Origin of the sequence: Streptomyces sp. NRRL F-5135, from assembly GCF_000719775.1 — a bacterium.
Taxonomy (GTDB): Bacteria; Actinomycetota; Actinomycetes; order Streptomycetales; family Streptomycetaceae; genus Streptomyces; species Streptomyces hebeiensis.
On record NZ_JOHR01000013.1, the window covers coordinates 295,138 to 317,510 of the forward strand.

22 protein-coding genes and 2 pseudogenes are annotated in these 22,373 nt (G+C 68.4%); 9 read left to right on the forward strand and 15 right to left on the reverse strand.

The window, feature by feature from the left end:
- The 7 genes from IG02_RS42230 to IG02_RS0123750 all read right to left on the reverse strand — a co-directional run bounded on the left by IG02_RS42230 (nt 1) and on the right by IG02_RS0123750 (nt 4,237).
- A complete protein-coding gene (locus tag IG02_RS42230; protein ID WP_234314878.1) occupies nt 1-1,476 on the reverse strand; it encodes a hypothetical protein in 1,476 nt (491 codons plus the stop codon).
- Between the two features lie 174 nt (nt 1,477-1,650).
- Nucleotides 1,651-1,872, reverse strand: a complete 222-nt coding sequence (locus IG02_RS0123725) for a hypothetical protein (RefSeq protein WP_030751665.1) — start codon at nt 1,870-1,872, stop codon at nt 1,651-1,653.
- A 14-nt stretch (nt 1,873-1,886) separates the two neighbouring features.
- Entirely contained in the window at nt 1,887-2,222 is a 336-nt protein-coding gene (locus tag IG02_RS0123730; protein WP_030751668.1) for an RRQRL motif-containing zinc-binding protein, read from the reverse strand.
- Complete coding sequence (locus IG02_RS0123735) at nt 2,219-3,184, reverse strand: hypothetical protein (RefSeq protein ID WP_030751670.1); 966 nt, start codon at nt 3,182-3,184, stop codon at nt 2,219-2,221. The genes IG02_RS0123730 and IG02_RS0123735 overlap by 4 nt, the downstream gene beginning before the upstream one ends.
- Nucleotides 3,181-3,519, reverse strand: coding sequence for a hypothetical protein (locus IG02_RS0123740; protein ID WP_030751672.1), 339 nt, complete (start codon nt 3,517-3,519; stop codon nt 3,181-3,183). Before IG02_RS0123740 ends, IG02_RS0123735 begins: the two co-directional genes overlap by 4 nt.
- Nucleotides 3,516-3,971, reverse strand: coding sequence for a Pycsar system effector family protein (locus IG02_RS0123745; protein ID WP_030751674.1), 456 nt, complete (start codon nt 3,969-3,971; stop codon nt 3,516-3,518). Before IG02_RS0123745 ends, IG02_RS0123740 begins: the two co-directional genes overlap by 4 nt.
- Nucleotides 3,968-4,237: a DUF6284 family protein gene (locus IG02_RS0123750; protein WP_030751677.1), complete on the reverse strand. Its 270-nt coding sequence runs from the start codon at nt 4,235-4,237 to the stop codon at nt 3,968-3,970. The genes IG02_RS0123745 and IG02_RS0123750 overlap by 4 nt, the downstream gene beginning before the upstream one ends.
- A 959-nt stretch (nt 4,238-5,196) precedes the next feature.
- On the opposite strand from IG02_RS0123750, the gene IG02_RS0123755 reads away from it, so the two are divergent.
- Complete coding sequence (locus IG02_RS0123755; protein WP_030751680.1) at nt 5,197-5,967, forward strand: helix-turn-helix domain-containing protein; 771 nt, start codon at nt 5,197-5,199, stop codon at nt 5,965-5,967.
- Nucleotides 5,964-6,437 (forward strand): NUDIX hydrolase, encoded by a 474-nt coding sequence (locus tag IG02_RS0123760; RefSeq protein ID WP_030751683.1) that lies wholly within the window; start codon nt 5,964-5,966, stop codon nt 6,435-6,437. The genes IG02_RS0123755 and IG02_RS0123760 overlap by 4 nt, the downstream gene beginning before the upstream one ends.
- Here the strand turns inward: IG02_RS0123760 and IG02_RS0123765 are convergent.
- The 3 genes from IG02_RS0123765 to IG02_RS43070 form a co-directional block, all read right to left on the reverse strand.
- Complete coding sequence (locus IG02_RS0123765) at nt 6,434-7,003, reverse strand: HD domain-containing protein (protein WP_030751686.1); 570 nt, start codon at nt 7,001-7,003, stop codon at nt 6,434-6,436. The two genes, IG02_RS0123760 and IG02_RS0123765, sit on opposite strands and share 4 nt — an antisense overlap.
- A gap of 1 nt (nt 7,004) precedes the next feature.
- Entirely contained in the window at nt 7,005-7,451 is a 447-nt protein-coding gene (locus IG02_RS0123770) for a GntR family transcriptional regulator (RefSeq protein ID WP_030751689.1), read from the reverse strand.
- 356 nt (nt 7,452-7,807) lie between these two features.
- The gene (locus IG02_RS43070) at nt 7,808-8,329 is read right to left on the reverse strand and encodes a tyrosine-type recombinase/integrase (RefSeq protein ID WP_420707785.1); all 522 of its coding nucleotides are present in this window, start codon (nt 8,327-8,329) and stop codon (nt 7,808-7,810) included.
- Here IG02_RS43070 and IG02_RS40900 point away from each other — a divergent pair.
- From IG02_RS40900 to IG02_RS37975, 4 genes and pseudogenes are all read left to right on the forward strand, one after another.
- Nucleotides 8,214-8,733, forward strand: a pseudogene (locus tag IG02_RS40900) (DUF1152 domain-containing protein); the annotation flags it as partial. The gene IG02_RS43070 and the pseudogene IG02_RS40900 sit on opposite strands and share 116 nt — an antisense overlap.
- A gap of 726 nt (nt 8,734-9,459) precedes the next feature.
- Nucleotides 9,460-9,705, forward strand: coding sequence for a hypothetical protein (locus IG02_RS0123785; RefSeq protein WP_030751695.1), 246 nt, complete (start codon nt 9,460-9,462; stop codon nt 9,703-9,705).
- Between the two features lie 90 nt (nt 9,706-9,795).
- Nucleotides 9,796-10,707 carry an SLATT domain-containing protein gene (locus IG02_RS40905; RefSeq protein ID WP_051765591.1) on the forward strand — a complete coding sequence of 304 codons (912 nt, stop codon included), beginning with the start codon at nt 9,796-9,798 and terminating at the stop codon, nt 10,705-10,707.
- Nucleotides 10,708-11,381: 674 nt separating this feature from the next.
- Nucleotides 11,382-12,416 (forward strand): SCO2400 family protein, encoded by a 1,035-nt coding sequence (locus tag IG02_RS37975; protein WP_420707786.1) that lies wholly within the window; start codon nt 11,382-11,384, stop codon nt 12,414-12,416.
- A 210-nt stretch (nt 12,417-12,626) separates the two neighbouring features.
- On the opposite strand, the gene IG02_RS0123800 is transcribed toward IG02_RS37975, so the two are convergent.
- The gene (locus IG02_RS0123800; RefSeq protein WP_030751704.1) at nt 12,627-14,153 is read right to left on the reverse strand and encodes an FAD-binding oxidoreductase; all 1,527 of its coding nucleotides are present in this window, start codon (nt 14,151-14,153) and stop codon (nt 12,627-12,629) included.
- 292 nt (nt 14,154-14,445) lie between these two features.
- Between IG02_RS0123800 and IG02_RS39735 the strand changes: the two are divergent.
- Together IG02_RS39735 and IG02_RS0123810 are read left to right on the forward strand one after the other, a co-directional pair.
- A pseudogene (locus IG02_RS39735) lies at nt 14,446-14,867 on the forward strand (hypothetical protein); the annotation flags it as partial.
- Between the two features lie 101 nt (nt 14,868-14,968).
- Nucleotides 14,969-15,745 carry an aminoglycoside 3'-phosphotransferase gene (locus tag IG02_RS0123810; protein ID WP_030751707.1) on the forward strand — a complete coding sequence of 259 codons (777 nt, stop codon included), beginning with the start codon at nt 14,969-14,971 and terminating at the stop codon, nt 15,743-15,745.
- 173 nt (nt 15,746-15,918) lie between these two features.
- On the opposite strand, the gene IG02_RS0123815 is transcribed toward IG02_RS0123810, so the two are convergent.
- Together IG02_RS0123815 and IG02_RS37985 are read right to left on the reverse strand one after the other, a co-directional pair.
- The gene (locus tag IG02_RS0123815; RefSeq protein WP_158712375.1) at nt 15,919-17,109 is read right to left on the reverse strand and encodes a hypothetical protein; all 1,191 of its coding nucleotides are present in this window, start codon (nt 17,107-17,109) and stop codon (nt 15,919-15,921) included.
- 228 nt (nt 17,110-17,337) lie between these two features.
- The gene (locus tag IG02_RS37985; protein ID WP_158712376.1) at nt 17,338-18,561 is read right to left on the reverse strand and encodes an OmpA family protein; all 1,224 of its coding nucleotides are present in this window, start codon (nt 18,559-18,561) and stop codon (nt 17,338-17,340) included.
- A gap of 233 nt (nt 18,562-18,794) precedes the next feature.
- On the opposite strand from IG02_RS37985, the gene IG02_RS0123825 reads away from it, so the two are divergent.
- Entirely contained in the window at nt 18,795-19,346 is a 552-nt protein-coding gene (locus IG02_RS0123825) for a hypothetical protein (RefSeq protein WP_030751714.1), read from the forward strand.
- An 18-nt stretch (nt 19,347-19,364) separates the two neighbouring features.
- Here IG02_RS0123825 and IG02_RS0123830 read toward each other — a convergent pair whose 3' ends face one another.
- Both IG02_RS0123830 and IG02_RS0123835 read right to left on the reverse strand, forming a co-directional pair.
- Nucleotides 19,365-20,240, reverse strand: a complete 876-nt coding sequence (locus tag IG02_RS0123830) for a hypothetical protein (RefSeq protein ID WP_030751717.1) — start codon at nt 20,238-20,240, stop codon at nt 19,365-19,367.
- The gene (locus tag IG02_RS0123835) at nt 20,237-22,363 is read right to left on the reverse strand and encodes a hypothetical protein (protein ID WP_030751720.1); all 2,127 of its coding nucleotides are present in this window, start codon (nt 22,361-22,363) and stop codon (nt 20,237-20,239) included. The genes IG02_RS0123830 and IG02_RS0123835 overlap by 4 nt, the downstream gene beginning before the upstream one ends.
- Between the last annotated feature and the right edge of the window lie 10 nt (nt 22,364-22,373).

Genomic DNA, 22,373 nt, shown 5'->3' on the forward strand with positions numbered 1-22,373 from the left:
TCAGACGTTCCAGCCCTTCTCGGCCTCCGGGCCGTTGCGGGGGTCTTCGTGCCGGGCGATGTCGTGCTCGTGAACCTGCCGGAACAGCGGCCCCAGGTCGGCGGAGGAGTCGACCGCGCGCATGAGCGCGCCGTAGATCTCGTCGAACGCGCCCGCGACGTCCTTCTCCAGCGGGAACTCACTGTCGGAGCGCTCGGCCAGGATGCGGAAGGTGTTGGCGACCGAGGTCAGCGCTTCGGGCAGGTTCTCGACCATGGTCAGGATCTCCATGGCCGTGTCGGGCTCGTAGGTGCGGGCCGCGTTCTCCATCTCGGCGGCGGCCTCTTCGAATCGGAAACCGGACACGTTCACGACCTCCACAGGAGACGATGAGGGTGCGGGGACCAGGTGCTTGGGCCGTTCGGCTTTGTCTCCGATCGGCCGGTCTTCGTCGGAGAGTTCGGCGTCGATGGCTGCTTCGGCGGCGGCCAGACGCTCACGGATCGCGGCGTCACGCGCGGCCTGCCGCTCCTCGGCCGTGCGCATCAGATGCCGGTACAGGCGGCCGCCCGGGTACTGCAACGCGGTGATACCGAGCTTCCGGCCCAGCGGGGTGGTCAGCAGCCCGAGGACACCAACCGGCGCGGCGAGCAGAGCAGCCAGCAGCCGGCGCCCCTGCTTCCGGGCGGCCGAGCGCCACAACTGCCGCCGCGCGTCCCTACGCACGGCACGCTTCATGGCCCGCGCCTGCCGCGCGGTGACAGCGGCCCGGACCTTCTCCCGCGCCCCGTCCACCGCCCTGGCCGCGCTGCGGTCCCGCGCGGTACGGGCGCGCTGCACCGCAGCGTCACGCCCTGCCCGGACCTTCCCACCCAGCCACGCACCACCCCGACCCCGCCCGGCACCGCCGGAACTCGAGCCCGAGCCCGTGGCCGAACGGCGGCCGGAGGTGTTGCGGCGGGTGTCGGCGACCTGTCGACGGGCCCGGGTGTTCTGGGTCCGGCGCTCGGCGCGGGTCGGGGCCGACGTCCGCGCCGACTCCCGCAGTGCCTTGACCTGCCCGGCACGTCCCGACGGTCGCACCGACCGCGACGACGAACTTCCGCCGGGCCGGGCGCCGGAACGGGTCTTGGACAGCGAGCCCCTGCCGGACGCCCCGGACCCGGAGCGCGACGCGGCGCGGGTGCCGGTGCCGGTCCTCGGACCGCTCGTGCGTCCCGCGCGGCTTCCGCCCGTGGACTGCTTGGGCATGCGCGGGGCGGGGATCTTCTTCGCGGTCCTGGTGATGGTCTTTGTGGTGCGATTACGCGCCGCGCGGCGGGCCAGGGCCGCACCGCCGATGAGTGCCGCACCCGCGACCGCGCCGGCGACACCGGCCGGACCGCCAGCCAGAGCAGCGGCGGCGATCCCGCTCACGGCGCTGTTGGCGCCGGTCGTGGCCAGCGGAACCACCGGCCACCCACCCGCCGTATGCGCAACTGCGGGGGCGTTCTTCATCGCAGCAGGTTCCGGGGCCGGTGCGGGGGGTGGTGAGGTCGCGGGAGCCGGCGGTGGGATGTCCACTACCGGTTCCGTGCTGATGTCCGTCATGCTTGAGACCTCCCTAGGGGAGAGAAGGGGGCCCAGCCAGCGCTGTGGAAGGTGGATGGCTGGGCCCTGTGAACATGCAGGTCAGAGAGCGTTGGGCTCCATCGAGAAGTACAAGACGATGGGCTGAGTCAGGCCGAGCCCGGGAGCGTTCTGCTCCATCTCCGTCATGAGCGCGCACAGCGCGTCGTAGCGGGACCACCCCTCACGCGGCGTGAACGTCCCGAAGCTGGTGGACTGGCCGTTCTTGCCCTGGACGGTGAGTACGTACAGATGCGAGCCCTGAACCGGGCGAGTGGACTGCACAGGAAACCTCCTGCTCACGCAGCGGACTGCGCGGCATCGGCGCACGGCACGCACATGCCGAGCGAAGTGGGAATGACGTAGCCGACATCGCACCCGCACTCCGGGCACGTGCGGCGTGCGACGTTGGCCTTGGCGAGCGCCTGCCATCGGCCGGGTGTCATCGGCCGGACCGGTTTCGCGTGGTCGATGCGGTAGAGGTAGGCGACCAGCGGGCCGCGTCGGCGGCGGGGCCGCTGGAGTTCCGCCGCGACGTCCTGCCCGCCGGGGCGGAGCCCGGCGGCGCGGAGCTGTCGACGGGTGGCGTAGCCGTCCGGGGCGAGCCGCCACCGGTAGACCGGCAGGACGCTCACGACACCGCGCCTTCGAGGACGTGCCCGGCATCGCGGTGGTCCTGGTAGCGGGCGGAGACCCAGCCGACCGACCAGCCACACAGGTCTGCGGCGGCCCGCACCGCCAGCCCCTCACCGAACGCCGCGCGCACGATCCGGCGCGCCCGGTCCTCGGGCAGCTTCTCGTTCACCGGCCCGCCGGACAGCAACGCTGCGCGTTCACGGCGTTCACGCTCGGCCCGCTCCTGCCGCTCACGCTCGACCCGTTCCCGCGCCTCGCGTTCGAGGCGTTCACGATCGCGCTGTTGCTGTTCACGCTCGCGTTCACGGCGTTCACGGCCCTCCCGCTCCGCCCGCTCCCGAGCTTGCTGCTCCTGCCGTTCGGCACGGCGGGCCGCGTCCTCGCGTTCGGTCTGCTCACGGGCCAGACGGGCCTCATGTTCACGCTGTTCACGCAGCAACTGCGCCGCGTGCTCGCGCTCCTCCCGCTCCCGCCGCTCGGCCCGCTCCTGTCGCTCCCGGGCCGCTTCCTCGCGCGCTTCGCGTTCGGCACGCTGTTCGGCGTCCAATCGTGCGACGGCCGCAGCGATGGCCCGGCGGTAGGCGAGTCCGGTTTCTGCGGTGACGATGAGCAGCAGCGGCGCGACCGCGTGCACGGCCACTCCCACCAGGTCTTTCTTCAGCGCGCTGTCCGCGACGTTGAGAGCGAGCGTCATGGCGCCGGTCATCCACCGCAGCACCACCGGCCACCGGCCGCCGTGCCCGCCGAGACGGGCGAGCACGGAGTCAAGGCGGACCACGATGACGACGGCCGCGTCGACCACGAGGGGCAGGATCGGCGCGGTCCATGCCCACTCTTCGGCCGTGTGCCGGGCCATGAGCGGGGTCACGGTGAGGACGGAGTAGAGCATCGCGCCGGCCACGATCAGCCACGTCCCGACCGACAGCGCGCGCTCCGCTGAACGGACCTGAACAGCGTTCACGAGACCGCCCCCGCATCCGCCGGAACGCCGGTTCCGGACGCGATCCGGGTGTAGCCGGTCAGGCGCAGACGGGCCCCGGCGAACACGCCGTGAACATCCAGCACCCCGGTCCGCCCGTCCCCCTGAACGTGGTGAACAACCTCTGCCGGGTCGATCTCCAGCGCCTCACGCCACGCCTCGAACGAGGCGAACCCGCCGTCATGAAACGACAGGTGCAACAGGTCCGGATACACGGTCGACACCGACACCGACGGTGCCGGCAGATGCGCGAACTCCACAGCGAGCAGCCGCAGCGCCAGCAGTGGAGCCGAGAGATCATTCAGCGTGCCCGTCACAGCGCACCCCCGATCCCGATCACAGCCGCGATGACCAGCAGGGCACCGGCGACGCGGGTCAGGTCGACTGCCCGACGCAGCGCCACGTACTTGGTGACAGCGAGACGCGACAGGCTGGCGATGTCCTGTGCGCGGGTGTCCTCGGACAGTCCGGTGGTGATCTCCTGAGCGGTCTGCGTGGCCCACAGCGGGAACCCGTGCGGGCGCCGGCCGCCCAGGTTCGGGCGGACCGCCCGCAGTAGGAGAGCCGCCGCAGCGAGCAACAGCAGCACGCCGAGCCCGCCGACCACGTACGCGGCGACCGGCAGACGAACATCAGAGGCGACCGACCAGATACCGGCCAGCAGCGCACCGACGAACGCGAGCAACAGCCCGGTTTTGGTGTCGGTTCGGGCAATCTCGGCCTTCACTTCCGCGTGTGCGGCCGTCAATGCCTTGTCGAGGATGCTCACGCGGCACCGCCCGGCAGGGTCACCGTGGCGGCGCGGTTCGAGAACTCCCGGCGCTCGACCAGCACCCGCCGGCGGGCCCGGCGGATCCGTCGGGCGTCCACCTCGTTCGCCGACCGGTCCATGGCCGTGATCTGCGCGTCCAGCAGGTCGACTTCCGCCATGATGAGCGGCATCTCCCGCTCGATCGCGTCCAGCTCGATGGCCGTCGGCCCGCCGGCGTACCCGGCGGCCGTAACGAGCGCCTGACGTGCTCCGATGTGATTCATTGAGTCGGTCTCTCCCTAGCAGGTGGAACGGCTCAGATCAGCGGCCCCGGAGTTGCCTCTCCGGGGCCGCGCGCCGTTCGTGGGGGTAAGCCCTGCCGCAGAGCGCGGCTAGGGCGAGCGCCCCGGACGGAAGTCGAATCCGCCGACCCGGTAGCCGGGCCACCATCGGGGCAGTTGGTCAGCGCGTGCCCTTCGCCTTCGCGGCGGCTTCACTGCGCTTGGTGGCCTCAGCGGCCTTACGGGCCAACTCGGCCCGTTCCGTCTCTGTCAGACTGGTGACCACAGGTTTCCTCCTAGCAAGGCGCCTGTACGCAGGTCCCGGGTCGCACCCCGGGGCCTGCTCTGGTTTTGGCCTCTCGGTGTCGAGCGGCCACGACCACCCGGCCTCTCTGTGAGCAGGCCGGGGATCGTGTGCGCTCGCGCACAGGGAGGGCTTCACCGGTCCGCCGTTGCCGCGGTCGGCCGGTCCCGAGCCCGTTCATCGGGCGCGCCATCGTCGCTGCTCTGGCGGTAGCAGGGCGGCGCGGGCTGGATGGCACCCGAGGGGTGTTCTCCAGAGCCAGCACGTGAAGATGCCGCCGACGACGTCACCCGGTCGCCCTCGGGGACGGCCATCACCCGGGCCGTCGCGGAGACAGGGGCTCTCACCCCATCTCGGTTCACTGTGCAGTTCTCAAGCAACCGGCGCTCTCATCGGCCTCGCTCCCGTTCGCACGGGGGCCTCTGGGCGCAGCTACGCACATCACTCAAAGCGATGCATGTATTACATGCCTCTCACCATGGCAGGGCGGTTCCGGGCTGTCAACCTTCGGGATTTCGCTGTCGGAACCGCCGCCCTCGATCAGCGACATGACCAGCTTGGCAACGAAGTGCGGGACGTTGCACTCCGTGCGTGTACGACTCACGCTCGGCTCGCTAGAGTCGAAGTCGTCCCAGCGCGTCCCGGACGGGAGGGTCACATGGCGAACGAGAGGCTTCGCGGGGCGATCGTGGAGAGCGGCCTCAAGCTGGAGCAGGTGGCGGAACGTCTCGGAGTCTCACCCAAGACCGTCGAACGGTGGGTCTCTGAGCCAAACCGCAAGCCCTACAGGCGGTTTCAGTACGCCGTCGCCTCCATGCTCCGGCGTGAGGTCTCGTTCCTCTGGCCGGACGAACGGACCTCCGAGCAAGTCACCGCGTCCAGCGACTCAGAAGTGCTGAAGCTCTATCCGCACCGTTCCGTAGTCCCGCAAGACATGTGGACGAAGCTGTACGCGGACGCGACGTCGCACTTCGACGTGCTGGTCTACTCGGGCTTTTGGCTGACAGAGGATCCGAGATTTCATCGGTTGGTGCGAGAGAAGTCATCCGCCGGGGTGCCGGTCCGATTCATGCTTGGCGACCCCGGCAGTGCGGCCGTCGCCGTTCGCGGTGACGACGAAGGAATCGGGTCAGCCATGGCAGGAAAGATCCGGAACGCGCTGATGAATTACGCGCCGCTCTTCCCTCTGCCGGGCGTGGAGTTCAGGCTCCATGCCACGACGCTCTACAACTCGATCTACCGTTCCGACAACGAGCTGTTAGCGAATGGCCATGTCTACGGCGTAGGCGCCTATATGGCGCCCGTACTGCATCTTCAGCGCGTCCCTGGTGGCGAACTGTTCGATACCTACGCCGAGAGCGTAGAGCGCGTCTGGGAGAGCTCCCGACGGATCACATCACCCACCGACTATGAAGGCGCTACATCGTGAGCCGAATCGACTACTTCCGAGACCCGGAAGCCCCTAAGGCCAACTCGGTCGTTCCGTCCGTCACCGCAGTCGTCCAAGACAGCCGGGGGAGGCTCCTGCTCATCCACAAGACCGACAACAACCTGTGGGCTCTACCCGGCGGCGGCCACGATGCCGGGGAGAGCATCGCGCAAACGGTCGTGCGGGAAGTGGAGGAAGAGACCGGAATGACGGTCGCCGTAGAGGAGATCGTGGGGCTCTATACCGACCCGGAGCATGTCATGAAGTACGACGACGGCGAGGTACGTCAGCAATTCTCCATTTGCTTCCGCGCTCGGCCGACGGGGGGCGCTCTGAGGACCAGTTCAGAATCTAAAGAGGTCCGCTGGGTGTCCCCAGCGGACCTCGAAAAGCTAGAGATTCATCCTTCCATGCGACTTCGGATCACTCACGGACTCGACGCATCGCGCACAGCGCCCTACATCGGCTAACCGGCCGCCCGCACCTCATCGAGTTGACGCGCGACACGGTGCACCGCGCCGTGAATGTCGGGGGCGGCCCGCTGAATGAAGCGGCCGACGATCGTGTCGGTCCCGTATCGGCCAACAATCTCGGAAATTCGATCCTCCGAGGTGGTCTGACCTCCATCGGGGGTGGTCGTCATGTCGCAGAAGATCATGGCGTCCACGAGAGCCGGGGACTCCAACTCGAATTCGGTAGCCAGTTCCTCATGGAGCCCTCGCTCCTCAGCCTCCAGAAGGGCACATGAGTGGTGCGCCACCAATCGGCAGACCCGCTCATCCATACCTTCCTGATCGCGTAGGAACCGCGCGCCGTCAAGCGGATGGAAGCCTGTGGAAGCGATGCGGGGCGAGTAGCCGATGTCGTGCAGCACGGCCGCAGCTTCCAGCAGGGAGGCGTCTTCGTTGAGGATCGGTCGGAGGGACCGGGCTCGCTCGGCGACACCTAGCGAGTGGCGCCAGCGGCGCGGTAGTGGTTCGGACAACAACGATTCGGCAAGGTGGTAAGCCTGCCCTGTGAGATCCGCCGTGGCCACGTTACGAAGTCTCCTGTCTTGGAGGGAGGGCCCGCACCCGCCGTCGACGGTTCGGTCCCATCTCGATGAGCCCTTGCCCTTCCATCTGCGCGATGGCGGTGCGCACCGCCGTACGGGACACCCCGAACCGCTCGCACAGCTCGTTCTCCGACGGGAAGGCGTCACCGACCGCCGTGCCCTCAGCACGAAGCGACTCGGTCACGCGCTCCACAAGAGGTCGCCGGTCACCAGTGCCCGTGACGTACCAGCCGGCGCCCTGGACGGATTCGATTACCCCGTCAGCCCTGAGCGCCTTGAGTGCTCGGCCGATCGTGCTTCGTCCGACTCCGTACGTACGCATCAGCTCTGCCTCGGATGGCAGAGCCTCACTGATCTTGCCTTTCTCGATCTTCTGTCGCAGAGATTCCGAGATCTGCAAGTACGTACCTCGCGGACTGGCCTGCGGCACGTGGCCTCCCCTTCCTCTGCCTCGTCGGCGTCCCGGTGAACGCCTCCCGGTGTCAAGTTTTCCACGTACCCCGTGACGGACCGATGGTCGCGCCACTCCTGTTCCGTTCGACGCCGTTCGTTGTCCTGGTCTTTGTCCAGTGCACCAACGGCCGCCACCGTTCACCGCCGTACGCGCAGCCCCTCTGACCTGGCCCGTGAACCCCTACGAACGGCCCCGGACGCCCGCGCGGACAGTTGGAAAGCGTGTTGGGGGCAACCCCTCACGAGTTCGAATCTCGTATCCTCCGCCAGCTCAGAGGGCCGGGCCACGAAAGTGGCCCGGCCCTCTGGCGTTCGTCCGTCTCAGTTTCCGTCTCAGTTGGGTGCTCGACCCGTTCCCGGCGGCTCCCAGAGCGCGTCTCCGACTTGCTGCGCCACCTTCCGCAGCAGCGTCCCGGTCACGTGCATGTACCGGGCCCCCATGCGGGCCGCTCCCCCGGGCTCCCATCCCATGATCGCGTCGACCACGACGTCGGGGACGCCGAGGATCAGGAGCACGGTCGCGGCGGTGTGGCGAGCGTCATGAAGGCGGCCGTCCCGCACCCCCGCGTCCCGAAGGAGCCGCTTCCAGATGTGGAAGTCGGTGTTCGGGCTCAGGGGAGCGCCGGTCGGCGAGGCGAAGACGTACCCCTTGCCCTCCCACTCGGTACCGGCCGCGATCCGTTCCTGCTCCTGCTCCTGCTCTTCCTGGTGCTGGCGAAGGAGCTTGATCAGCGGGCCGATCCGCGACGTCCTGGAATGGCATCCCTCCGAGGCAACCGGAATGCTGGCAGCCACCGCCCGTGGAGTCCGCGGCCTCTGTGAAGTCCGGGACGCCGGCCTCCCCGTCCCACTCACCGACGAGGGCCCCACCTTCCACGAAGTCGACATGGACGACGCCCTGAGCCGCAACCAACTGGCCCGCGCCGCCATATCGACCACCACGCTCGAAGAGGCCGAGCAGCTCAGCCAAGAGATCTGCGGCTACTCGGGAGATCGACCACGAGCGCAACAAGGCCGCCTGGCTCAGCACCCAGCCCCCACACGAACTCGACCCGAAGACCACCCTGGACCAGGTCGCCCAGTTCGAGACCGAGGCCCGCCACCGCGGAGTCAGCCACACCACGTTCCGCCGCATCACAGAAGTCCTCGGCCTACCCGGCGCTCAACGCGAAGACCTCAGGGCACTTCTCATCACCAACCACCCCGAGCAGTACGCAGCCCCGCTCTGGCACATCCCGCCGGAACTCGGTCGCGGCTGAAGCATCACGTGGCAGGACACCCACCTACGCCGACGACAAAGCTCGCCGGAACCTAGTCTTCACCGACCTGGAGCAGGATCACGAAGTACTCCTCTCCGACCCCCGCAACCACACCGTCGAAGGTGAACCGGGAAACAGGATTCCAACCGCGACCGCCCAGCCAGGGCCCCTCAATGTTGGTCCACCACGTGACGTCGTATCCAAGGAGCCCCGCAGCCCGCTCCGCAGTCCGCCGAGCATGACCACGATCCCGATGTGCATGCCCAGGGAACACCAAGTCGTCAGCGGACAGATTGCTCATCAACTCGACAGCGTCGTCCCCACCGACTTTGTGAAGCGCGGCAGCCACCTCTGTCGCAGAACCCGGGCCCACGGCGCCCCTGACGATGTCACGAGCCAACTCCTTCTCCGCTGTCTGCGCCAACGCGTAGATCTGAGCCCCAAGATCACACCCCGACGACAGACCCGATCGTGCAAACACGCGGCTCTGCCGCGACAAGGAACCAACCAGCACCTCAAGCAAGCCCGGACTGTCCACACCCGCATCCTGACAGTCCTCTCGCCACGTGAGGCCGTCCGCGCCGCAGAGGCGGCGCGCGCCCGCGCCGTGCGCGGGCCTGAAGCAGCTCCCGCCCAAAGCCCTTACGCCGACCTCAGCTTGAAGATCGGCGACCCATCAGCCTGCAATCCGGGAAGCAGCGCGCTCCCACCGGGAGCCACTCCGCGATGTCCGGCCTTACCGACGTGCCGCGCGAACCTGAACCCGAGACCGCCGACAGTTACGAACCGTGGGTGGGCGATGTCCTGCATCACCTCGCATACGAAGATCAGCGGCTGTCCGAGGCCGACATACACACTCCCCTCCCCGAGGAATTCGTGTTGACCTGGGAGGGCGTAGCCGCGATCCTCTCCGCCGCCTGGAAGACCGATAAGAAAGAACTCAAGTGGACCCTATTTGTCGAAATAGCCTGACAGGTCAGATATGCCGGTGATGGCGCATACATCTTCCACCGGAAGTATGGGACACCTGACCGGTACAAACGGTACGTACGACTTGAGCATGTGTTCACCGCGGAATCGGATTCCACCTGGGGCAACCTCGTTGAAGAGGTCATTGAAACCCTCAAAGACCCAAAACAAGAGTACGGATGGAGCCTAGAGCCCGCTCAACAGCACGAATACGCGAACAGCTTTATCACCTACCGGCGGGACGTCGCGACGGCGGAACGCCGTATCCGCAGGGCTCTTCTGTCGCGGTGGCTCCGGCTGGTGCCGCTTGTGGTGATGCCGCTGGTTCTGGCAGTGGTCGGATGGGGAAACCTGTGGCCGGAAGACGTGCCGGACCTGCGCACGTTCAACATCGTGACCATCGTGGTGATTCTGGTCCTGGTGGTGGTGTTCCTGGTCGGCTACTTCCTGCGGGTAAAGGACGAGAAACACGGTGTCAGGTCGGTGTTCCTGCTCCGCAGAGATCTGGAGATCATTCATGACTGGTGGACCCTCAACGCCTCAAAGACACGCCCGACGACGGAACGGCGGGACGGCTACCGGGAGCACATACCACGGGTCATAGATCGTCTACGGCGGAATACACAGTTCTACCGGCGCATTCACAACTGGTTTCAGTGGGGAGTGTTCTTCGCGTCGGTGGGGACCACGGCGACTACGGCTTTCTGGGAGACCCCGCAGCCGGGTAAAACGATCCTGATCATGCTGGGGTCGTTCCTGGCATTCGCTACCGCGGTGACGGGCTATTTCAAATTCCGTGAGCGGGCGTACAACCTTCAGCAGACCGCGGACCAGGTAGAGCAGCACGCCACGGCCTTTGATCTGGGGATTGCGCCGTACGCGGATGCGGACGCTGCGGTGAACCTGGAGCGGTTCGCGGAGAACGTGGAGACGCTTCGGATGGAGCAGCGCAAGCGGGAACAACAGTTGGAACAGCCGCATCAGGGGCAGGCCGACGTCATCTGACCGGCAGCAGGCCGACCGGCGGTACAGCCAACCCGAACGACGCGGCACCTCGTGCGAGGCGGACCTGGGAGGCGTTGGCAGGGCTAAGAGGTCCTAACAGAAGCTGTCGGTCATGTGACTGTCGGCCTGGTAACTCGTTGGTCTTGTCGTGGGGAAGAGGGAGTCAAGGCCGTGGATGGTCTCGGACGAACTATGTTCTCTGATCGAGCCGTTGTTGCCCAAGCCGGGGCCGAAGCTGGTCGAGGGCAGGCCGCGGATTCCGGACCGACAAGCCCGGTGGAGCGCATGTCGTCCGGTCGGCCCTCGTCCCGCGCACGTGCCCCCTCGCACGGCAGGACATCGCCGGGGCCGCAGGCCGCAGAGGTCGACCAGCAGCGTCGCATGGACGTGGCCTTGGGCAGGGCGGACTCGTCGACTCCTGGCACATGGACCTGTCCTGTGCCCGTTCACGTGCGCCGTGCGTGACAGACGCGGCATCGTGTAGGGCAGTCGCCGGCCACGAGCAGGACGCAATCTTCGCAAGAGCAGCACACAGAGTTCGCACGGCCTCCCGCATGCCCGGTTAGGTTGATTTGCGCTCGATCCCGAGTGCGAACTCCGAATATGCGAACGTGAACAGGTCGCCGGCGCCCCTGGCGGCGCAGCCAGCGCAGTCAGCGTAGAAAGAATCGCGGATGGACTACTGCTCCTCCTGCCATCGGACGCTCAACGGTGCCCTCGTATGCCCCGGGTGCGGTGCGTACGCCCCCGACATCGCCCCTCCCGGCCATGACTCCCACCACGCGTCGGCCACGACCGCGACACCGCCTCAGTCGTGGCCCACACAGGAGTTCCCGGCTTCAGGGGCCGGTGACGACGGTGGCGACGCTCCTCGCCCCGCCACCGCGCCGTTTCGCCTCACCGCCGCGTCGTATCCCCTCGGCGCCGCCGAGGACGCGATGACGGACGCCTCGGCGCGGGAGGCGGCGGCCGCGACCGCGGCCGGGACCACGGACGAAATCTCGGGCGCATCCGGCACCGGACAGCCCGAAAGCCCCGAGCTGTCCGAAAGGTCCGGGTGTACCGAGCCCGCGACGCCCGGCCGCGCGGCCCGGCGTCGTCAGCTGGCCCGGTGGAAGAAGCAGCGACGCCGCGCCGTGGTGGCCTCGACCGTCGCGCTCGTCGGCGGCGGCCTGACCCTCGCCGTCCTGCCGTCCCGGCCGTCCGCCGGCCCCGCGCAGGCGGCCTCGGCACCGGAGCCGGCGGCCTCGGCCCCCACCTCTGTGGACGGGACCGAGACCGACTCGTCATCCGTGCGGCCACGCGCCCGTGACGCACGGGAGCCGGGCGCCGACGCCTCCCCGTCCACGGTCGACGACGCGGCGATCAGCGGCTCGTCGCGGAAGGCCGACACGGCGGTGGCGGGCGGCGCCGAGAAGAGCCGGCGGCAGACCACCGCCGTTGTCACCCGTTCCACAGCGCCCGCGAGCCCGGAGCAGCGCACCACGCCGGTGACGGCCGACGTGGTCCCGCCCGCCGCCGAACCGTCGGCCCCGCGGACCACAACACCCGAACCGCCGCCCTCGGCCCCGCCCGCCGACGACTCCGGCGCGGACACCACCGCGCCCGCGAACCCCGAGGCGAGCACGCCCGCCGACCCGGCCGACCCCGCCGACCCGGCCAAGCCACCACGGGAGCAGCTCTGCCTGCTCGTCCTCTGCGTCGGCTGAACGAGGCCGTCGGTCGGACCTGAACCAGTCAGTGGGGCGGACCGCGAAAGCGGTCCGCCCCACTGGCGTTCTTCCTGTTCGTGCCGGCGGTTCACAGGCGGGCCGGCAGCCCCGGGCCGGGCATCCGCCCAGCGGTCCGTTCAGGGAGAGCGGACGGGGTTGAGCCCCCTCGCCGGAAGCGGATCGGGAGGGGGCCAGGTTGTCGTTCGGTCAGCAGGAGGCGGGTGGGACGCTCTGCTCGTACTGGAAGACGTTGTGAGGATCGTACTTCTCCTTGATCCGGCGCAGCCGGTCGAAGTTGCCGTCCCAGTAGGCGGTTTCCCACTCCTGCATGCCGATGTTCGGGACGTTGACGTAGGCGCCTTGCACGTAGGGCCGCAGCGCCTGGCTGAACTCCGCGATCCATGCCTGGGCCCGCGCGGTCAGTTCGTCGCCGCTGCCCGGTACACCGCGGGTGCCCCAGCCGACGCCCGGCTCGGAGTAGAAGAGCGCGTCGCGGTGCGGGAACGACGTACCGCCGCGGGGGCTCTTCCTGACCGCTCCGCCGAAGGCCTGGGTGAAGAAGTTGCTGTCGTCCGTCGGCGCGTCCCGCATGAACGAGGCGATGATGCTGATCGCCTTGTCCGGGAACGGCTTCTTGGTGAACTGGGAGAAGAACTTCCAGTTCGCGGGTTCGTCCTCGGTCGGGACCTGGAACCCCGCGTACACATCGCCCCAGTTGCCGACCTGCGTCGTGACCTCGGGACGGCCGACCGAAAGGATGGGGGCCAGCAGTTTCTTCGCCTCCGCCGGCGTTCCCTCCGCCAGGACCGCGAACAGCAGGATCTGCTTCGGGTGCACCTCGATCTGGGTGCCCAGGCGGTTGTCGGTGACCGGAGCCGTACGCTGCCAGTTGTCGAAGACTCCGTGCAGGTCCCCGAGGCCGTCCCACGTCGCCCGCAGGTACGTGACGCTCTTGAGCGGAGCCACCTTGTAGGTGAGGGACGTGACGATCCCGAAGTTGCCGTTGCCCGCGCCGCGCAGAGCCCACAGCAGGTCGGAGTGGTTCTTCAGGTCCGCCTTGATCACCTTGGCGCACTCGGCGCCTTCCGCCACGACGACCTCGGCGCCGATCAGGCTGTCGCAGGCCATGCCCAGATACCGGGTGAAGAACCCGAGGCCGCCGCCCAGGGTGGCACCGGCCAGGCCTACGCTGCCTTCCGTTCCCGTCGTCACCGCGAAGTTCTTCTCGGCGAGCGTGGTCACCGCTTCCAGCTGGTTGAGGCCGGCACCGACCGTCGCCGTGCGGGCCCTGGCGTCGATATGCGCCGACTTCAGCTCGCTGACATCGATCACGATGCCGTTGTCCACGTTCGACCAGCCCTCGAGGCTGTGGCCACCGCTGCGCACCCGCAGCGCGACGTTGTGCTGCCGCGCCCATGTCAGGGCGTTGACCACGTCCTGGGTGTTCTGGACGTAGACGATGACCAGCGGATAGTGGACGAACAGCTCGTCCCAGCCCAGGCTCGCCTCCGCGTAGTCGGGATCATTGGGACGCACGATACGGCCGGTCAACTTCGCCGGCGGGCACTTCGCACCCCCAGGCCCGGCACCCTCTGCCCTGACGACGCCCTCGGCCCCGGCGGCCACAGCGCTCGCGACCGGGGCCTGGGCGGTCGCGACGCCCGGGACGACGACCGCGCCGGCACCGGCGACCGCCGTTGCCTTGAGTAGTCCGCGACGAGAAAAGTCGTTCATGTCCCTGCTCCTTCCGGCCACCAACCGGATCAAATTATTCCTTTATGGGCGATTTGCGCGAGGCGGACAGTAGCAAAAGTGATCACGGTGACCCGTTTCCGACACGCTCAGCAGCCGCCTGCTCCCCCGCGTCGTCACCGCGCGGCCGGCTCGTACGCCGAGAGCCGTCGGCAGCCTCGGCAGCCGTCGGCGTGACGAGACGAGACGGGACGAGGCGGCACGAGGCGGGACGGGGTCAGACGAGGTGGGGCGAGGCGGGTCGAGTCCTGCGATCAGGAAGGCGATGGCCTCGATGCGTCGGCGCATCATCGCCATCACGGCTGTTCACGAACCCGCGGCGCCGTTCCTTCCGGACGCGTACGCGTCCCTGCGTGATCAGGAGCTGCCCGAGGGGTGGGAGTGGCACTGGGTCGTCCAGGAGGACGGGACCGGCGACGCGGTCGCCCCGAGCTCGGCGCGGTGCTGGAGCACTGGCGGGCCCACGGCTTCATCGCCCAGGTCCACCCGGCGACCCTGTTCATGCGCCGCGACCTGCTGCTCGCCCTTGGCGGCTGGATGGCCCTGCCGGCATCCGAGGACACCGGGCTGCTCCTCGCGCTGAACTCCGTCAGCCGGGGCTGGTTCACCCGCGAGTACGGGCGGCTCTACCGCAAGCGGCCCGGCCAGGCGACCAGTCAGGCGGCCCACACGGACACCGCCGAGCGGACCCCGCGGGCTCAGGCTCAGGCCGCCGAGGAAAATGGTTCGCGTCCGGCGCCCGCCGACGCCAGCATGCGCTCATGCCCCGCTCCGGATCCGAAGGAGAACCCGCGCGCATGCCGTACTCCGGACCGCCCGCCTCCCCCGTACACGTTCCCGCTCGCATCGCGGCCCTCGCCGAGGGGCGCGACCCGCACCCCGTCTGGCAGAACGAACTGGGCGGCCTGACCTTCCGGATCGGCGACAGCGGAGACAGCGGTGGCAGAGACGGCGAGGGCGAGAGCCTGTTGTTCGCCAAGTGGGCACCGGCGGGCTCCGGGCTCGATCTGGCCGCCGAGGCGGTACGCCTCGAATGGGCCGGCCGTTTCACTCCCGTACCCCGCGTACGGGAGTACGGGGCCGACGACGCCGGCGCCTGGCTCGTCACCCATGGGCTCCCCGGCGAGAGTGCCGTCGCCCCCCGGTGGAAGGCCGATCCCGCCACGGCCGTGCGCGCGCTGGGAGCGGGGCTACGGGCCCTGCACGAACAACTGCCCGTGGCCGACTGCCCCTTCAGCTGGTCCGTCGGCGACCGGCTGGACCGCGCCAGGGCCGCGGGCATCCAGGTGAGCGCGGACCTGTTGTCCGCCGCCCCGCCGGCCGACCGCCTCGTCGTGTGCCACGGCGACCCCTGCGCGCCGAACACGCTGCTGCACGAGGACGGTACGTGGTCCGCTCACGTGGACATGGGTGCCCTCGGTGTCGCGGACCGCTGGGCCGACCTCGCCGTGGCCACCTGGAACACCGGGGTCAACTACGGCCCCGGCTGGGAGGACGCCCTCCTGGACGCCTACGGAATCGCCCCCGACCCGCACCGTATGGACTTCTACCGCCGCCTCTGGTCGGCGACCTGAGTGACGCGGCTCCCTCCGAGGCCGCTACGGCACCCAGCTCGCGACCAGCGGAACAACGTCCTGCGTAGTGCGCCGACGACGACGCTCTCGACCTGGGTCCAATGTGTCATCGCCAGTACCTGAACCCGTTCCGTCTCCGACAGTGGGGACACCTCTTCATCAGCACTCAGCCGTCAGGCCGACGCAATCGGGCCGAGTTGACGATCGATGCGGCTGATCAGTTCCATACGCCGGTCACGTAGCACCACGGGGGCATAGTCCAGGGCAATCCGATGGGCCTCGACCAGAGGCCCGAGTTCTGGCGGTGGCTCAACCACCCCGGAGAACAGCGGCTCCATCCAGGCGACCGTCGGCGCCTGCGCCTCCGCCTCCGCGGTTGCCCGCTCTGCCGTTTGGCCGGGCGCCGTGCCGAACACCGCGCCGGACAAAGCGGCAGGAGCCGGCGGCAGGTGGCCCGCTTGGCCGTGCATCATGCGGGCGGTAAGGATCGCGGCCTCCCAGACACGCATGCTTTCCAGTCGTACGTGGGACGCCAGTTCATCGCGTAGCGCGCACAGGTCACTCCATACCTTCTCGTGCGCCTGTAGGGCGGCGCCCGCCCTTCGTACCAACAAAGCGTACGCAATCCGGGCCCGCAGAAGGCCACGGCGGGCCTCGGCGGCGCTGTCCGCGTAGGGGTTGTACGCCACGATCTTCATTGCCACCGCCGTGATCGCGAGGACCAGCATCAGCAGGGCGACCCAGCCGGGCGCGTACCTCGCCCCCTCGATGTCCTCGGCTCCCGCCCCTGTGTCTCGCGCCCGAAGCAGAGCCCACACGGTGACGGTGGTCAGCACGGCGGCGAGGTAGAGGACAGGCGGCGCAAGGGAACCGAGCGTCACAAGCACGGGCCGACTCTCTCGGAAGGTGTGCAGCCACTCCCGCAAGCGGTGCAACGGCGCCGCGATCGTGTGGCCGGACAGCATAAGCGCGAGTGCGAGAACGACTCCTGGCAGGAAGGAAACCGTTTGCTCGACCGGCGAGACGGCTTCCTCGCTCGAAGTGAGGTACTGGAAGACCCGCATGAAGTACCACGCGTCAAACACGGCCATGGCAGCGATCACCGGCCAGCGCAGCATCCGTATCCACGGCTCCCGGCGGCGTCGGTCGCGGGCACCGTCGTCCGCGTGGCGAGCTTCGACCGCCTCTTGGGCCGCCCGGGCCGTACGGAGCGAGGCCACCGCCTCGAACCGTGCCAGAGCCTGAACGGCTACCTCTGTCCGAGCGTGCGCGCCGATCGTACGGGCCCGGGCCGTGGCGAGCTGCTCACGGTTGTGGCTGACGAGTTCGGCGACCTCGCGAGTCGCCCGCAGCAGCACCCGCATCTCACCGTTGTCCAGGTGCTCCGGCTCACGCTCCGGTCCCTCCTCCGCACTCTTCACCAAGTGCCGGAGGTCGCAGCCACAGCCGTGGTGGCAGGGGCTGCCTCGATGTTTCGCGGGCATCTACACGTCCTTCTCTGCGAGATGTGCATGGTGTGATCTCAACGGTTTTCACCAGTAAGGGACCCCATGAGGAAAATGAGGCACTGGTACACGGCGTACGGGATGAGATCAGCGGCGCACCGTGACAGCGATCTCCACCCGACGGTTGCAGGCCATGGCCGCGTGGTCCGGCACTCCGTCGCGGTACTCGGGGGTGCAGGCCGGCCGGTCGTCGGAGTGACCACGGACGGAGTCGACAGCGATCCCGCGCTCGGCGAGCGCGGACCGGACGGACCGCGCCCTCGCGAGGGAGAGTTGCCTGCCACGCCGTTCGCTGCCACGAGAGTCGGTATGCCCGGAAACGGCGACCGACAGAGGATCGAGCTCCATGATCCGGCTTGCGGCGTCGTCCAGGGTGCTTCGCGCCGTCGGCGACAGTTCCGAGCGGTCGGTGGCGAACAGTACGGACCCGGGAAGGACGATCGTGGTGACCCGGCCCATCGGACGCTCGGCGAGGGCGGGGAAGGTCACCTGCGGTTCGGCCCTACCGACAACGGTCTGCATTCCCACCCCGGCCTCGCGGGAACGTGCGGTGGCCGCCACCTGGCAGGAGGACGCGCCAGTCGCCTGACACAAGTGCTCCCACAGCGTCGTCAGCCAGGCGGTCTGCGGGGACGACGGTGCCTCGCCCCGAGCTGACCGGCCGATGCCGAAGATGCCTACCTCGGTGCCCGTCAGGTCCGGCAGTTCGCCCGCATCTCTGCAGCGGTCCACCGTCATCCTGATCTCCTCGCCGCCGTCGAATCCGGCGGAGCGTAGGTCCGCGCAACCCGTATTGGTCAGCCCGTCGGTCGCCACCACGATCCTTCGGGCACCGTCGGAGCCGCTCCCACCGACCGGTCCGGCCGGGCCGAGCTGATCGGCAGCCGCGGCGAGTGCGCCCAGCACGTCCGTGCGGTCAGTACCCGGCGTCTCGTCGGACAACTGCCGCAGCCGCTTCTCCAGACAGCCGCTTTGTACCCGCCGACGGTCCTTCCGCCGGGTTTCATTGCCTTGCTCCGCCGGAACGGTCGCACGGTCCACGTCCCAGTCGACCGTGGACCGGGATCCGTCGAAGCCGGCGACCGAAAGCGCCCCGCTCTCCAAAACCGTTGGCGCGAGCTGCTCGGCGGCCACCAGCGTGGCTGCCCAGTCCGGTCGGCGTGTTCCCGGCTCGGCGGTCGGGTCCGCCCGGGTCGAGGAACTGCGGTCGAGGAGCACGGCGGTACGCGACCGGGCGAGTTCCTTCGTGTCCTGCGACCTTCCACGAGTGGTCTGAGAGGAGTTGTCGTGGCCCGGCTCGCTCCCGCCCACACGATCAAGCCAAGCGCACGGCCGTACGACGGGCGTCTCGAAGGCGCCGCATCCGCTGCCCGCCACCAGAGCGGTCAACGCGCAGGCGACGGCGAGAAACCGCTGAGAGGGCGTTCGAATCAATCGGGTCACTGAACTCTCCAAGCTGAGTTAAATGCATATTTTTGACTTTTATGGGACGACGCTTCGGGGGTTACTGGATCTCTCGGCCACTCGGCAACAGGAGGTCTCCCGTGTCCAGCTCCTCACGCCCCACCGGAAACTCCGCCGGATCAACAGCCACCGATGCACGGGAGACCCCCGGCCTGGAGTCGGGACTGGCCATCTACACCTCGCTCCAGGCCGCGACCCAGTTCGCGGACACAAAGGTGGCCGTCCTCGGTGCCGTACAGGCCGGGCTGATGGCCACCGCCCTGCCCCAAGGCGAAGCCGTACGCGAGGCATGGGAGCGCGGCGGGCCCGGCGCCTGGGTCGCCGTCTGTGTGCTGGTCCTGCGCGTGACTGCCTTCCTTCCTGCGGTCTACTGCGTGGTGCAAGCGCTGCGCCCCCGGTTGGGGCCGCCACCCGCCCCCAACCGCTTCAGCCTGCCGCTGCTGGCCATCGCCGACGGCACTCCTCCACCGCCCGGCCAGGACCTCGAACGGCAGGAGATATGGCAGCTGATTCCCGTACTGGCCAAGGTGGCGGTGACCAAGCACCGGTACATCACCCGGGGCGTGGCCTGGACGGGGCTGATGGCGGTGGCTGCCGGACTCTCCCTGCTCACCGGGCCGCTTCTGCCCTGAGGGCCACGCCGGGGTATGTCAGTTCCTGCTGGGCTGTGGCAGCGGCTCCGCTTCGCCGCTGCCGGACGCCAGGTCGCCCGGCAAGGGAAGACCGAACATTCTCATGGCCCGTCCGAGTTGATGCTCATTGGTGACAACGAAATCGAACACGTCGTGCGCCTGATGTGCCTTCACCTGCTGCTCGAGGAACTTGAGGAAATCTTCGAGTTGCCCTCGCCTCTGCTGGAACATGTCCCCGACCTCGGTGGCCGCTCTGTCCGGCTGCTCAGCCAGGAGAACGGCCCACGGCGTCAGCCAGGACAGGCTGTCATCGTTCTGGCGCGTGCCGACGAGCCCTTCGGCGAGGAACGTCCGCCACCGCTCAGAGACCTGGGTCAGCAATTCCACCTGGAGAGCGGACTTCGCGTACCGGTGCTCGATGTCCTGGAGTTCCAAGGCCGCTTTGCGCTGCTGCTCAAGCACCTCCGGCGCGGGCCGTAGGAAGGCGACGGTACGGCAGCGGACGAGCCCGTTCTCGAAGCATTCGCCCTCCCGCAAGGCATCGTTGACGGCGAGCTCCGCCTCCTCCGCACGGAACGGCTCGTAGAGGCGGGTGATGTCACGTACCCGCTCGGTGAGCCGCTGCGGCATGTCCGCCTGGTAGCCATCGATGGCACGGCCCAGCACCTCCTGGTCCAGCCTTCCTTCGGCGCACCACTCGCAGCGGATCTCGACCTGGAAGTCGAATCCGTCTCCCCGGGCCGGAGTTTCGAACGAGACGACGGAGTCACGGTGCACCACCGCTGTCTCCGGCACGTCCATGGTCATCGATTCGAAGGACAGGACGGACTGCCGCCTGCCGCCGAACAGAGCGCGCAACCAGCCCCATGCGCCACGGGGCGGCATGCCAGTCATATAGACCACCTTTCCGTCACAATGGAATGGACCCCTGTGGCCCCATTGGGATCCGGTAATTGATGTGCCCATAGCCGCAGGTAGAACAGAAACTGTTCGCGCAATCCGTCGCCCCCTGCCCCTGGTTCGGGCAGCTCGGCGACGAATTCGGCCACGAGCTCTTCGATGCCCGGCTCTTCGCCCGCCCGCTCCACCCAGAGCCGCATGGCGTTCCAGCCATACCGGCGATGGGATCGGGTGGAGCTGAGCAGAACCTGCCGGGTCAGCCGCAGCAGGTGTTCACGCGGGCCGGGTTCCTTCAGGAAGCCCGTGACCGCTCGTCGGCCGCGAAATCGGCTGAGACGCTGGAGGCAGTTCGCCGCATCGTCACGAAGCCAATGCCGTGATGACGACGACCAGTCGGCAAGCCTTTCCAGGACTTGCTCCCGCGAGCCGGCCGCGTAGATTTCCCGTACTGCGGCCCACACACTCTTCATTCCCGACTGGGCAATCTTCTCCAGACCGCCCAGAGCATGGGCTGGGAACATCGCGCCGATCGAGGTTCCGTACGCGGCCCGGGCACAGCTTTGGAACTCCCGCCGCTGGGACCAGCGCCAGAGCAGGCGCTGCACTCGTAGAGCGAGCAGAGGATCGGCCACCGCACGCTCCAGCGCCCATGCCGCAGCGAAATGCTTCCGATCGCTGTGCTCACCTTTTTCGGATGCCCAGGTCACAAGCAGTTCTTCGTGCACGTACTCCCAGTCGAAGGTCGCCAGCAGACCGACCGTCTGGGCAGCCGAGACTCGGATGTCCTCCTCACCCCGGATGACAAGGCTGTCCAGCCACTCCAGCAGCGGGACTCGCGCCCCGCTATGGTCGTGCCACAGCACCTCCATGACTGCCTGGCCAAGCCCAGGCTGGCGGACCCTCACCAGGCATTCCGGATGCCTGGCCTCGACTCGGTTCCCGTTGCGATCGATGAATTCGACATCGGCGGCCCCCAGCCAGTCCTGCACGCTCTCCACGAACAGCGGCATCTCGGGGACGGACGACGGCGAGCGAACCCCGTGCAACAGTTCGGCGAGCCGGTGGGACTCTCGGCTGACCCGGGACAGCGTCGTTCCGTCAAGCACCACGCAGGCCAGCAGGAACGCTCGGGACCACAAGGAGACATCCGGCTGCCTGGCGTCACCTGCCCCGGCCTTCGGCGGCCCGAGAAGCCTGGCCGCCTTCGCCCGCAGCTCGGCCCCGAGCCCCTGCACGATCTGGTCGGCGTCGTCACCCTCGCGCACGCGCCGTGCCAGTTCACCAGCCAGTACGGCGATCTCCGCCATGGATCTGCGCCCATTCAGATCCTCCCGGAGACGCTCGTGCTCCAGCAGCTTGCGACCGCCTTCCGGCAGGTCGGCGAGGTGCACCGTCACGTGCCGGGCCAGTACCCGGAACCGCAGTTCGTCCGCGACCTCGTGCTCGACGACATGTCCGTCAAGGCCGGCGACCGGCACACGGTCATCAACGATGATCACCAGCGGTTGGCGGCGATAGGTCACCTCCCGTAACCGGTTGAGAAGTTGTGCGCGCAGTTCACTCGCCCACCGCCTCCCGTCACCCTCGATGACATGGCCACGGCTCGGCTGGAGTCCGCCGTCCTCTTTGACCAGCCGACGCACGCCTGTTTCCGAATCGAGGACGACGACGCCGGTGTCCATCACCTGCCGCGCGGCGAGCAGTGCCATGGTGAAACGCCCGGAACCAGGAGCTCCGCGCAGCACTGCGACCCCGTGTCTCTCCAGGTGCTTCACCAGGACGCCGTAGGCGGCGGGCCGTACGTACCGTTCGCGCAGCCCGTCCAACTCGTCTTCCGGGAAGCGGCCGTCGATCGGATCCACCACCGGTGCATTGAGTATGGTCTTGTACATCGTCCTGGCCGTGTCCCCGGTGCCGAAGCCAACGGCTCCCCCCTTGATCCCCCCTTCGACAAGGGCCCGGGGCAGGCCCCGCTGACGCAGCCAACGGATGTGGTCGGCCTGTTCTTCCGCCGCGTCCACGCCGACAGGCGCGAATGCGGTCTCCTCGTCGGCGGTAGGTTCCGACGACGGCCCCTCAAGCGACTCGTTCATAAGGCCGCCGGCCATGTCGTCCATCCCTGTGGTC